Origin of the sequence: Herbaspirillum sp. NPDC087042, assembly GCF_044745245.1 — a bacterium.
GTDB lineage: Bacteria > Pseudomonadota > Gammaproteobacteria > Burkholderiales > Burkholderiaceae_D > Herbaspirillum.
Window position 1 is genome coordinate 71972 of sequence record NZ_JBIUZW010000011.1, and the last position, 11649, is coordinate 83620.

The 11649-nt window shown below is 65.0% G+C and carries 10 protein-coding genes; 5 read left to right on the forward strand and 5 right to left on the reverse strand.

What is annotated here, in order from left to right; genetic code table 11:
• The first annotated feature begins 196 nt into the window (after positions 1 to 196).
• A complete protein-coding gene (gene fdxA / locus ACIPHN_RS15920) occupies positions 197 to 535 on the forward strand; it encodes a ferredoxin FdxA (protein ID WP_400437688.1) in 339 nt (112 codons plus the stop codon).
• A 104-nt stretch (positions 536 to 639) separates the two neighbouring features.
• Here the strand turns inward: fdxA and lolA are convergent, their stop codons facing one another.
• Both lolA and ACIPHN_RS15930 read right to left on the reverse strand, forming a co-directional pair.
• Entirely contained in the window at positions 640 to 1353 is a 714-nt protein-coding gene (gene lolA / locus ACIPHN_RS15925; protein WP_400437689.1) for an outer membrane lipoprotein chaperone LolA, read from the reverse strand.
• Between the two features lie 81 nt (positions 1354 to 1434).
• Complete coding sequence (locus ACIPHN_RS15930; protein ID WP_400437691.1) at positions 1435 to 3786, reverse strand: DNA translocase FtsK; 2352 nt, start codon at positions 3784 to 3786, stop codon at positions 1435 to 1437.
• A gap of 387 nt (positions 3787 to 4173) precedes the next feature.
• Here ACIPHN_RS15930 and trxB point away from each other — a divergent pair, with 387 nt between their 5' ends.
• From trxB to ACIPHN_RS15945, 3 genes are all read left to right on the forward strand, one after another.
• A complete protein-coding gene (trxB, locus tag ACIPHN_RS15935; protein WP_400437692.1) occupies positions 4174 to 5127 on the forward strand; it encodes a thioredoxin-disulfide reductase in 954 nt (317 codons plus the stop codon).
• Between the two features lie 136 nt (positions 5128 to 5263).
• Positions 5264 to 5581, forward strand: coding sequence for an I78 family peptidase inhibitor (locus ACIPHN_RS15940; protein WP_400437694.1), 318 nt, complete (start codon positions 5264 to 5266; stop codon positions 5579 to 5581).
• A 102-nt stretch (positions 5582 to 5683) separates the two neighbouring features.
• The gene (locus tag ACIPHN_RS15945) at positions 5684 to 6337 is read left to right on the forward strand and encodes a Smr/MutS family protein (RefSeq protein ID WP_400437696.1); all 654 of its coding nucleotides are present in this window, start codon (positions 5684 to 5686) and stop codon (positions 6335 to 6337) included.
• A 24-nt stretch (positions 6338 to 6361) separates the two neighbouring features.
• Here the strand turns inward: ACIPHN_RS15945 and ACIPHN_RS15950 are convergent, their stop codons facing one another.
• A complete protein-coding gene (locus ACIPHN_RS15950) occupies positions 6362 to 7687 on the reverse strand; it encodes a leucine-rich repeat-containing protein kinase family protein (RefSeq protein ID WP_400437697.1) in 1326 nt (441 codons plus the stop codon).
• A gap of 59 nt (positions 7688 to 7746) precedes the next feature.
• Positions 7747 to 9024 carry a PA0069 family radical SAM protein gene (locus tag ACIPHN_RS15955; protein ID WP_400437698.1) on the reverse strand — a complete coding sequence of 426 codons (1278 nt, stop codon included), beginning with the start codon at positions 9022 to 9024 and terminating at the stop codon, positions 7747 to 7749.
• 187 nt (positions 9025 to 9211) lie between these two features.
• Here ACIPHN_RS15955 and ACIPHN_RS15960 point away from each other — a divergent pair, with 187 nt between their 5' ends.
• Positions 9212 to 11224: a sigma-54-dependent Fis family transcriptional regulator gene (locus ACIPHN_RS15960; RefSeq protein WP_400437700.1), complete on the forward strand. Its 2013-nt coding sequence runs from the start codon at positions 9212 to 9214 to the stop codon at positions 11222 to 11224.
• Here ACIPHN_RS15960 and ACIPHN_RS15965 read toward each other — a convergent pair.
• On the reverse strand, positions 11205 to 11585 hold the full coding sequence (locus tag ACIPHN_RS15965) for a DUF779 domain-containing protein (RefSeq protein ID WP_400437702.1): 381 nt from the start codon (positions 11583 to 11585) through the stop codon (positions 11205 to 11207). The two genes, ACIPHN_RS15960 and ACIPHN_RS15965, sit on opposite strands and share 20 nt — an antisense overlap.
• Positions 11586 to 11649 lie beyond the last annotated feature (64 nt).

An 11649-nucleotide genomic window follows, 5' to 3' on the forward strand; every position in this document is an offset into this window, starting at 1 on the left:
ATCTGGTTCATGTCGTTTCAGGATGCAGGCGCAGCGCCGGATGGCCGGGCGCGTTCGCCAAAGGCCGTAGTCTAACGCAGGCACCGTGGATGAGGGGACTACCGGGGCGTCTGCAAGCATTTTGCGCAGACGTTAGAATGACGCCGCGCCGGCACTCCACCGCCGCGCCTCCCCTCCACTACCCGCCGTGCCTGCCATGCCCTTTGTCGTCACCGATTCCTGTATCCAGTGCAAGTACACTGATTGCGTCACCGTCTGCCCGATGGATTGCTTCGTCGAGGGACCGAACTTCCTGGCCATCGATCCGGATGGCTGCATCGATTGCTCCATGTGCGTCCCCGAATGCCCGGTCGGCGCCATCTACAACGCCACCGACCTGCCCGCTGCCCTGGCGCATTTCGAAGACCTCAATGCCAAGCTGTCCAAACTGCCCGGCTGGAAGCCCATCACCCAGGCCCAGGCCCCGCTGCCCGAGCACGAGAAGTGGAAGGATGTGCCCGACAAGCTGCCCCTGCTGAAGATGCCAGAGACCTGAGACCAGGCTCTCGCGTCACCATGACAACAGCCCCGCAGGCTTGCGCTTGCGGGGCTGTTGTCATTGGAGCCTGGCACCGGAAAACCCACCCCGGCGCATCACGCTCAGTTGTTGAACACGTCCGCGCCCTTGGGAACGGTGAAGCTGAAGCTGTTGGGCTTGAGCGCCGGGTTCTTGTCGAAGCTGTCGAAGCTCAGTACCGAAACCTGGCCAAAGGAATCATGCAGCTCCATGGCCACCGGCATGCCATTCTTCAAGCCGATGCCGATACGCTCAAAGGTCGTGTCGCGGCTCTTGGGGATGGCTTCCAGCCACTCCAGGCCATCCTTGTCGCCGGCTTCCTTGAGGGTGAAGTTCTTTTCCAGGTCGTTGCTGCCGAAGAGGATCGCCGCCGGCGAGGAGCCCAGGGCATTGCCCAGCTTCTTGGTGGTGACCTGGTTCAGGTCCTTGTCGTAGATGAACAGCTTTTCGCCATCGGCCTGGATCACCTGCTCATAGGGCTTCTGGTAGGTCCAGATGAACTTGCCCGGACGCGAGAACACGAAGCTGCCGCTGGAGGTATTGATGATCCTGGTGGTGCCGTTCTCGGTCCTGACCATGCGCTGGGTGAAGGCGCCCTTGGCCGATTGTGTGCTGGTGACGAATTGCTTGAACTGGTCCAGCGCGGCCGCCGAGGCGCGCCCCGGGGTCAGGGCCGTGATGGCGATGGCGCCGGCCACGGCCAGTGCCGACAGGCCGACGGCCATGATCCTGCGACGCAGGTTCAGGGATTGGGCTTGCGCGCTGCGCAAGCGGGAAGTTGTTCTGGAGTTGTCCATGTTGTTCGATTCCATTGTTGCTAGGTACCACCACCGGGGGCGGCCGCGACGCGCTGGCGCGCGGCCTTCAAGGCAAGAAGATCACTGCTCGGCGTCACCGCCGCCGGCGCCCGCCGGCACCAGGATTTCACGGTTGCCATTGGTTTGCATGGTCGACACCAGACCGCTCTGCTCCATCTGTTCCAGGAGCCGTGCGGCACGGTTGTAGCCGATGCGCAGGTGGCGCTGTACCAGCGAGATCGAGGCCCGGCGATGCTTCAGGACCACGGCCACGGCCTGGTCGTACATCTCGTCGCCCTCGCCGCCGCCGGCACCAGCGCCGGCACCGCCGCCACTGCCACCGCCATCGGCGTCTTCCAGCACGCCACCCTCTAGGATGCCTTCGATGTAATTCGGTTCCCCCTGGGCCTTCAGGTGTTCCACCACGCGGTGGACTTCGTCATCCGAGACGAAGGCGCCGTGCACCCGCACCGGCAAGCCGGTACCGGGCGGGTTGTAGAGCATGTCGCCCATGCCCAGCAGGGCTTCGGCGCCCATCTGGTCGAGAATGGTGCGCGAGTCGATCTTGGAAGAGACCTGGAAGGCAATCCGCGTAGGCACGTTGGCCTTGATCAGGCCGGTGATCACGTCCACCGACGGACGCTGCGTGGCCAGGATCAGGTGGATGCCGGCCGCGCGCGCCTTCTGGGCGATACGGGCGATCAGCTCCTCGACCTTCTTGCCCACCACCATCATCAGGTCGGCCAGTTCGTCGATGATGATGACGATGGTTTCCAGCTGCTCCAGCGGTTCCGGGGCATCCGGGGTGAGGCTGAAGGGATTGGGGATCTTCTCGCCGCGCTTCTCGGCATCGGCGATCTTCTGGTTGTAGCCGGCCAGGTTGCGCACGCCCAGCTTGGACATCTTCTTGTAGCGGCGCTCCATCTCTTCCACCGCCCAGTTCAGGGCGTGGCCGGCCTGGCGCATGTCGGTCACCACTGGTGCCAGCAGGTGCGGAATGCCTTCGTAGATCGACAGTTCCAGCATCTTGGGGTCGATCAGGATCAGGCGCACCTGGCGCGGCGTGGACTTGTAGAGCAGCGAGAGGATGGTGGCATTGATCCCCACCGACTTGCCCGAGCCGGTGGTACCGGCCACCAGCAGGTGTGGCATCTTGCCCAGGTCGGCCACCACCGGGTTGCCGGCGATGTCCTTGCCCAGCGCCACCGTCAGGCTGGAATGGCTGTCGTGGTAGACCTTGGAGCCCAGGATCTCGGTCAGGCGCACGATCTGGCGCTTGGGGTTGGGCAGTTCCAGGCCCATGTAGTTCTTGCCCTGGATGACTTCCACCACCCGGATCGAGGTCAGCGACAGCGAGCGCGCCAGGTCGCGCGCCAGGTTGACGATCTGGCTGCCCTTCACACCCGTGGCCGGTTCGATCTCGTAGCGGGTGATCACCGGGCCCGGATAGGCCGCCACCACCTTGACCTCGACACCGAAATCAGAAAGCTTCTTCTCGATCAGGCGGCTGGTGAATTCCAGGGTTTCCACCGAGACCGTCTGCTGGGCCGGTGGCGCCTCGTCGAGCAGCGACAGCGGCGGCAGGTCGGTATCGGCATCGTCGAAGAGGCTGGTCTGCCTTTCCTTCTGCACGCGCTCGGATTTCTGCACCTCGACGATCTGCGGCTCGATGCGGATGGGCGGCGCCTCGACGATCTTGGCGCGCTCCTGCACCACGGTTTCCTCGCGCTTGACGGCGGCTTCCTGGCCGGCACGGCGATCGGCGCGGGCCGAGAAGAAGTCACGTATCCAGAACAGGCCATCCTCGATGGCGCCGCCGAGACGCTCCACCGCCGCCAGCCACGACACCTGGAACAGCAGCGAGAAGCCCAGTCCGAACAACAGCAGCAACAGCAGTGAGGAGCCGGTGAAACCGAAGGTCGGCTGCACCGACGAGCCGATCATCTCGCCCAGCACACCGCCGGAGGAATGCGGCAGCTTGGGCGCAAACCGGTGCATGCGCGAGAATTCGATCCCCATGCTGCCGGTGAGCATGAAGACAAAGCCCACGGCGCGGATCAGGGGTTCCTGCTGGTGCTCCGGCTCGACCGGCTGGGCCACCAGGAAACGATTGGACAGGCTGCGATAGCCGTTCCACACCGACCGGCCCAGCAGCACGCACCACCACCAGGCCGACAGGCCGAAGATGTACAGCAGCAGATCGGCCATCCAGGCGCCCACACGGCCGCCCCAGTTGGCCACGCGCGGCACCGAACTGGCCACCGACCAGCCCGGATCGGTCTTGGAGTAGCTCAGCAGGATCAAGGCCAGGTAGACCAGCAATGCAGACAGCGCCAGCCAGCGCGCCTCGGATAGCAGCCGCACCAGGCGGTTGGGCATCGGCGGCGCCGCGGCCTTGGTGGTGCGGATGTGGGCTTGACTCGTCTTCGACATAACTTCCGTGCAAAAAAAACTCGCCGTCATTGTAACGGCATTGAATTGGCGCTTCGCGGTTTTGCGCATGGCCACTGGCAACCATGCTGCACTGACCGGCATTTCCCGCTATCGTTCTTGTCTTGCTGCAAACTCACCTGCATCAGCTGCCTACCCGTGCCGACTATCGGCGACATAGCGTAATTCCATCGGCCGGCCGAATGGCTTGGACTATAATCTTACCCGTTTTGCAGCGCGGCAATCAGTCTGGCGCTGCCAATCATGCACATCAGATGCACCAGAGTCGTCTCCTGGTCGGCCGCCGGCGGCGGTTCGCGGTCAGGAATTGAAATCCCGGGTGTCGCCTCCAGCTGGAGGGGTGAACCCACAACATACAAAGAGTAGCTTATGAGCACGCCCAAACATGCCAAGGTCCTGATTCTCGGCTCCGGCCCCGCCGGCTATAGCGCCGCCGTCTACGCCGCGCGCGCCAACCTCAACCCGGTGCTGGTCACCGGCGTGGAGCAAGGCGGCCAGCTGATGACCACCACCGACGTCGAAAACTGGCCGGGTGACCCGCTGGGCGTGCAAGGCCCGGAACTGATGCAGCGCCTGCTGCAGCATGCCGAGCGCTTCAATACCGAGATCATTTTCGATCACATTCATACCACCAAGCTGTCCGAACGCCCCTTCCGCCTGATCGGCGACAGCGGCGAATACACGGCCGACGCCCTCATCATCGCTACCGGCGCCTCGGCCCAGTACCTCGGCCTGCCCTCGGAACAAGCCTTCATGGGCCGTGGCGTGTCGGCTTGCGCCACCTGCGACGGCTTCTTCTACCGTGGCCGCGAAGTGGCCGTGGTCGGTGGCGGCAACACCGCCGTGGAAGAGGCCCTGTACCTCTCCAACATCGCCAGCAAGGTCACCATCGTGCACCGCCGCGACAAGTTCCGCGCCGAACCCATCCTGATCGACCGCCTGCTGCACAAGGTCACCGAAGGCAAGATTGCCATCCAGTGGCATTCGACCCTGGATGAAGTGGTCGGCGACGACAGCGGCGTGACCGGCATCAAGATCAAGTCGACCCAGGACGGCGCCATCACCGAGATCCCGGTGCACGGCCTGTTCATCGCCATCGGCCACAAGCCCAACACCAGCATCTTCGAGGGCCAGCTGGAGATGCACAACGGCTACCTCAAGACCCGCACCGGCACCGAAGGTTTCGCCACGGCAACCAGCGTCGAAGGCGTGTTCGCCGCCGGTGACGTGCAGGACCACGTGTATCGCCAGGCCATCACCAGCGCCGGTACCGGCTGCATGGCGGCACTGGATGCACAACGCTATCTGGAAGGTCTCGAATAAATTCGTGACAATTCGTGATAAATTGCTGCGCTGCGAGAACTCGTAGCCAGTCAGGGCGTCAAAAAGCCGGTAACGAGTGATCGTTCCGGCTTTTTTTGTTTTCACTCTATCAACTATAACGAACAAGGAAAACACTGTGCCCCGCCTCACTCCTGCCACCCAGAGCCTGCTTGCCCTGCTGGGCGTGGTTGTCGTCCTGGCCGCCTGTAGTGCCTCCCGCGAACCCCAGGCCAGCGACACGGCCGCCTCCGGTCGCTGCGATGCCGCCAAGGCCGAGCACCTGATCGGTGAAAACCTCAGTGGCTACGTGGAGCGCCAGGCGCAAGCCGAATCGGGCGCCAGCGACACGCGCGTGCTCAAGCCGGGCGACGCCGCCACCATGGACTTCAATCCCCGCCGCCTGAACATCCATGTCGATCCCGGCGAAATCATCATCAAGGTCGCCTGCGGCTGATCCGTACAGCTTCACAGATATCACTTCAGAGCTGAAGTCATGACGAGCTTCTGATACAGTAGCCAGCTCAGGAAACATTCGCTACAGGGTTGGGTGGCTGTCATGGCGACAATGAAGGATTTCTCGGCGCTCAAGGAATTGCGCCAGGATTTGAAGGAACAGGAAAAGGCGCGTGCCGAAGCGCTGGCGCAACAACAACGCCAGGCCGCGCAGGCCCGCGAGGAAGCCAATCTCTTTCGCAACAGTATTGGCCAGATAGCGCCACTGCGACCCAAGACGGCCGACACGGCGCACCATGCGCTGGTGCCACCGGCGCCCATCGCCCGCCAGCACCTGGCCGATGAACAGGCGGCCCTGCTGGAATCGCTCTCCGACGAATTCACCGTCGAGACGCTGATGGACAGCGATGAAAACCTCAGTTTCGCCCGCCCCGGCGTCGGTGCCGACGTACTGGGAAAATTGCGTCGCGGCAACTGGGTGATCCAGGCCCAGCTCGACCTGCACGGCTACCGCCGCGACCAGGCCCGTGAGGCGCTGGGCGAGTTCCTGCGCCAGTCGCGCCGGCGCGGTCTGCGCTGCGTGCGCGTGATCCACGGCAAGGGACTGGGCTCGGTCAACAAGGAGCCCGTGCTCAAGCACAAGGTGCGCAACTGGCTGGCCCAGAAGGATGAGGTCATGGCCTTCTGCCAGGCACGCGCCGCCGATGGTGGCGCCGGCGCGCTGGTGGTGCTGCTCAAGTCCAGCGAACGGGCCTAGGCCCGCAGCACACCACCGGCCATTTCAGGACGTGGCCAGCGTATCGAGCATGGCCACGATGGCCTCGAAGTGCGGTCGCGCTGCGACATCGGCAGACAGGCAGGCCTGGCGCAAGCCGGCCAGGGTCGCGCGCTGCTTCTGGCCCGCCGCATCGTCAGGCTGGCCATGTGCCAGCAATTCGTCCAGCAGACAGCCGTAGGCCCGTACTTCCATGGCCTGCATACCCCAGGCGTGCGCCTGCCCCGGATCGTAGAGCCATGCGGCGCCAAAATCCCCCAGCAAGGCTTCTCCCTCGCGATGCAGGATGTTGTGGCCGTACAGGTCGCCATGCACGATGCCCTGGGCATGCAGGTGCGCCGCCGCCGAGGCGATATCGCGCGCAATGGCCAGCACCTGGGTCCAGGCCAGGCTAAAACCTGGCGCGTAGACATCACGCGTGCAGGATTGCAGGCTGGGCGGACCGGCCAGGGTCGTGAAATCGGCAGCAATAAGCGGCATCACCAGGCCCTGCACCGCTTGCGGATGCCCCTGCAGCCGTCCCAGCACGGGGATCAGCCCGCGATGGCTGCCGGCCATGATGCAGGCGGCCATCTCGCGCTCGGGCAGGCCGTCGCTGGTGACGGCGCCCTTGAAGAGCTTGACCGCCACCGACTGGCTCTGCTCGCCCGCCGTCCACCGTGCAGCATGGATCACGCCGGAGGCACCCTCGCCCAGCTTGTCCTCCAATTGCAGATCCTTCCAGTCGATCGCCGTCACCTGGACGTCGCGATCGGCGCCCTCTTCCACCGCCGCGCACCAGGGATTGCCGGCCATGGCCAGCCAGCTCAGGCGCGGCAAGGTCAAGAGCCAGTGCGGAAACGCCGCCAGCGCATTGGCCGACAGGCGCAGCAACTCCAGATTGCGGCAGGCCGCCAGCTCCGGTGGCAAGGTGCTCAGGCGGTTACCGGCCAGCATCAGCTTTTGCAGACGCGTGCACCGACCGATGCTGGCCGGCAGTTGGCTGATCCGGTTGTCGGTCAGCACCAGCCAGCGCAGCGAAGGCGGCAGGGATTCGTCCGGCACATGCGCGATGCGGTTGGCCTTGAAGCCGATCATCTCCAGCGCGGGACAGCGCCCCAGCACGGCCGGCAGTTCGGTGAAGGGATTGTCGGAACAGAAGACGATGCGCAGCCGCGTCAGGCGTGGCAGGTCATCGGGCAGGCTGGTGAGTTCATTGCCGCTGAGGTCGAGGATTTCCAGCGTATCGGCCAGCGTGAAGATCTCGCGCGGGAATTCGCGCAAGCCGCAGGACAGCGACAGCCGCGTGATGCCGGCCAGCGCGCCGCTGCGCAATTGTTCCAGGGTGTGCATGCAAAGAGAGGGGATGCGATCAAAGCGCGCAGTGTAGCAGCCGGCGTCGACGCATGGGCTCAGAACAGGTCAAGCTGCTGGTCATTGGCGCGCCCGGCCGGCGCGGCAGGGACCACCTGAGGCCGCCGGAAACGGCTGGCATCGAGCGTGGCAAAGGCACGGTTGCGGTGATCGATGCCCAGCCGCTGGCTGGCCTTCTCGAAGCGCTGGTGCAACAGGTCCGCCCAGACGCCCGTGCCGCGCATGCGGGTGGAGAATTCGGCATCGTAATCCTTGCCGCCGCGCATGTCCTGGATGCGGTTCATCACCCGCGCCGCCCGGTCCGGGAAATGCGCCTGCAGCCACTGGCGAAACAGTGGGCTGACCTCCCATGGCAGCCGCAGCACGATATAGCCGGCCTGCCGCGCCCCGGCCTCGACGGCCGCCTCCATCACCCGTTCCAGATCCGGCTCGGTCACGAAGGGGATCACCGGCGCAATCGACACGCTCACCGGGATGCCGGCCTCGGCCAGGGTACGGATCACCCGCAGGCGCCGCGCCGGACTGGCCGCACGCGGCTCCAGCGTGCGCGCAATGGCGCCATCGAGGGTGGTGATGGTGACCGCGGCAATGGCCTGGCGCTTGGCCGCCATGGCGGCCAGCAGGTCGATGTCGCGCTCGATCAGTGAGGATTTGGTAATCAGCGCCACCGGGTTCTCGCAGTCGTGCAGGATCTGCAGTATGCGGCGCGTCAACTGGCGCTCGCGCTCGATGGGCTGATAGGCGTCGGTATTGATGCCCACCGTGATGGTGTCGGGCTGGTAGGACGGCCGCGCCAGTTCGCGCAGCAACAGCTCGGGCGCATTGGTCTTGGCCACCAGGCGGCTCTCGAAATCCAGCCCCGGCGAGAGGCCCAGGTAGCTGTGCGAGGGCCGGGCAAAGCAATAGATGCAGCCGTGCTCGCAACCGCGATAGGGATTGAGCGAGAGCGAAAAAGGCAGGTCCGGCGAACTGTTGCGGCTGATGATGGACCTGGCCTGTTCCTCGGTGACGATGGTCTTCAGGCGCGGCGGCTCGTCGCCGTCGTCCCCATCTTCCCCTCCCTCTTCCACCGATGCCGCCGAGCCGGCGGACCTGTCGACAAAGTCCAGCGCCTGCCAGCCATCGTCGAACGCTTCGCGGTTCACCGATTCATAGCGCCCGCGCAAGTTGGTCACCGCGCCCCGGCCCTTCTGCGCGACCTGCGGCCGATGCACGAAGCCCTCCGGCGTCAGGGTCGGATCATCATCGCTCGGAGGCTGCGGCTGCTCCGGAAAAGGAGTAGCGATGCCTTGCGGAAACTTGGGGAAACGGGCCACGTCGGACTCAACAATACTGTATGAATGAACAGTATTTTGCCTTCACTTCGGCCCGCCCGCAAATGCTGTTTCAATTTATCCCGGTGCCGCGTTAATCGGGTATGCTTGTTCACCCCCGGCTTCCCGAAACACAAGAAAGCGATAACAAAGGGGGAGCCCGAACCGGACAGGTTCCAAGGAGACAAGGATGCAATACCACCAGGCAAACCGGCCCGGCGCCGGTGCATTGCTGGGCGCCACGCCTTTGCTGCAGGCCACGACCGATGGCATGCCGGACCTGCAGGCGATCGAACGCTCGCACCAGCGCAGTTCGTCCTATGGCATCACGCGCGGCCAGCGCCCCGACCTGGAACAGCTCTCGCGCGCCGACCTGGCGCAGATGCTGGAAGCCAACCAGGTCCTCTCCGGCCATGCCCGGCCGGTCATGGAAACCCTCTACGACCAGATCCGCAATACCCATAGCATGGTGATCCTCTCGGATGCCGAGGGCACCATCCTGCATACCCAGGGCGACAGCGACTTCCTGACCAAGGCCGATCGCGTGGCACTCGGCCCGGGTGGACGCTGGTCGGAGCAATTGCGCGGCACCAATGCCATCGGCACGGCGCTATTCGAGCAAAAACCCACCACAGTGCATGCCCAGCAGCATTACCTGGATGCCAATGGCTTCCTGACCTGCTCGGCCGCGCCCATCTTCGACCATCGCGGCCAGGTGCTGGGCGTGCTGGATGTCTCGGGCGAATGCGGCAGCTTCCACAAGCACACCATGGCGCTGGTGCGCATGTCGGCGCAGATGATCGAGAACCACCTGCTGGCCGGCAGCTTCCCCGATTGCCTCACCCTGCACTTCCATAGCCGCGCCGAATTCGTCGGCACGCTGGTGGAGGGTATCGTCAGCTTCACGCCCGGCGGGCGCTTCCTGGCCGCCAATCGCAGCGCGCAGTTCCAGCTGGGACTGTCGCTGGCGGCGCTGCAATCGCATACCTTCGCATCGCTCTTCGGGGTGCCGCTGTCGCTGCTCTTCGAGCACCACCGCAAGGCTGCCTCCGGCTTGCTGGAGCTGTGCCTGCACAATGGCATCCGCATCCATGGTCGCGCCGAGCTACGCTTGCGCGACCAGCACTTCCAGAATGCCCGTGAAGCCGTCATCGAAGCGCCCGGAGCGAATCCGGCCGGCGCCGCCCTGCCGCTACCGGCGCAACAGCGTCCGGCGCCCACCACAGCCCGTCCCGACCTGGCCGCGCTCGACACCGGCGACGCCCGCATGAGCGCTATCATCGCCAAGCTGCGCAAGGTCATCGATCGCGACATCCCCGTGCTCATCACCGGCGAGACCGGCACCGGCAAGGAATGGCTGGCGCAGGCCATCCACCGCGCCAGCGCGCGCTTTGGCGCCACCCAGAGCCGGGGCGGCGCAGCGCCCTTCGTGGCGGTGAATTGCTCGGCCATCCCGGAAAACCTGATCGAAGCCGAACTGTTCGGCTATGAAGACGGGGCCTTCACCGGCGCACGTCGCAAGGGATCCATCGGCAAGATCGCCCAGGCCCAGGGCGGCACCCTCTTCCTCGACGAGATCGGCGACATGCCGCTGGCCCTGCAGGGCCGCCTCTTGCGCGTGCTGCAGGAGCGTTCGGTCACGCCGCTGGGCAGCAACCGGGTCATCCCGGTGGAGTTCGCGCTGGTGTGCGCGACCAACCAGCCGCTGCGCGAGATGGCCGCGCGCCACGCCTTCCGCGAAGATCTCTACTACCGCATCAATGGCTTGCAGGTGCGCCTGCCGGCGCTGCGCGAACGCAGCGACCTGGCGCAGCTGGCCTACCAGATCCTGCAGCAGGAAGGCGGTGCCGATGCGCCGCGCTTCGATGCCGAGGTGGAGGCCTTGCTGATAGCTAGCCGCTGGCCCGGCAACCTGCGGCAACTGGCCAACCTGGTGCGCACCGCCCTGGCCATGGCCGACGGCGAGGCCGCCATCGGCCTGCACCACCTGCCCGACGATTTCCTGGAGGAAGCCGGCTCAGCGGCCCCGCTGCATGAGCTCGCCAGGGAGCAGCGGCCCGCATCGCTGTCCATCGAGGACAATGAATGGGCCACCATCGAACGCGCCCTGCGCACCCATGGCGGCAACGTCAGCGCCGCCGCCAAGGCGCTGGGGGTGTCGCGCAATACGATCTACCGCCGCCTCAAGTCACGCGAGCACTGAGCGGCGCCAGGGCGTCATACTCCTCATCGGAAAACAGCCGCGAGCGCGTCAGGAAGCGCTTGCCGCTGCCGTTCTCCAGCGAGAACATGCCTCCATTTCCATTGACCACATCGATGATCAGTTGCGTGTGCTTCCAGTATTCGAACTGGTCGGCGCCGATATAGAACGGCACCCCATCGATCTCGCCCAGATGGACGTCGGTATCGCCCAACGTGAAATCTCCCGCCGGATAGCACATCGGTGCGCTGCCATCGCAGCAGCCGCCGGACTGGAAGAAGATCAGCTCGCCATGCCGCGCCTTCAACTGGCGCAGCAGTGCCACCGTGGCCTCGGTGGCCGTTACCCGTTGCGATGCTGCCATCGTTGCCCTCCCTTGTCGGGTTGCATGTAAAAGCGGCGCCGGCCGCAACGCGGTCCGGCGCCGA